The 702-nt window shown below is 59.4% G+C and carries 1 protein-coding gene and 1 pseudogene; one reads left to right on the top strand and one right to left on the bottom strand.

Annotated elements, in window-relative coordinates; genetic code table 11:
- Nucleotides 1–236, bottom strand: a 236-nt coding sequence (locus ACTHV6_RS11770) for a hypothetical protein (RefSeq protein WP_441387813.1), incomplete at its 3' end; no start/stop codon positions are given.
- A gap of 99 nt (nt 237–335) precedes the next feature.
- Here ACTHV6_RS11770 and ACTHV6_RS11765 point away from each other — a divergent pair.
- Nucleotides 336–702, top strand: a pseudogene (locus ACTHV6_RS11765) (hypothetical protein); the annotation flags it as partial.

Here is a 702-nt window from a genome sequence, read left to right as displayed (position 1 = left end):
ACCCAGTCTGACGCGCACAGTCGCCCCGCCAACGCCCCACCTGATCGCCCCGCCAACCGACCGCCCTGGAAGAAGGAGACACCATGTTCCACCACCTGCTGAACCGATTCGCCGGGTTCGTCATCGGTCTTACGATCGACGATCCCGATCGCCGAGGCGAGCGCCGAGGTAACCGACCAGACCGCGGCGATGTTCCCGGATGGGTCCTCATCACCTTGATGAGCGACTGAGCGCACACCGTCTGGTAGTCAGTGCGAAAGGCACTTTCATAACGAATCGGCCACTATGCTCATAGTTCCACGCTATCTGGAGACTCAACAACCTATGATCCGATCATGCACAAAACAATTCTCGCCGCGACACTCGCTGTGGTCCTCCTTGCAGGCTGTTCTTCCTCACCCGAAAACGCCGAAGCAAACTCTCAGCCAGTAGCCGATCCGCTGGACACGGCACCAGCTTCGCCCTCCACCACGACCTCATCCGCGACGACTCCGACCCCATCTCCGACCGACGAAACTCACAAGCTCGGAGACACTATCGATACGCCCGGAGGGTCCAGCGTGACCGCATACGAATACAAAGTTGTCACCGACGTCGCTGACCACAGGATCGGAGCTATCGACGTCGAGGTTTGCGTCGGCGACGGGAACACACCTGAGGGCGTCTACGTGACTACAGAGTTCTGGTCAGCAGTATCTGACG

This window comes from Ancrocorticia sp. (assembly GCF_052089425.1).
Classification (GTDB): Bacteria; Actinomycetota; Actinomycetes; order Actinomycetales; family Actinomycetaceae; genus Ancrocorticia.
The sequence above is the reverse complement of the archived record's forward strand: the minus strand, read 5'-3'. Positions and strand labels throughout refer to the sequence as shown.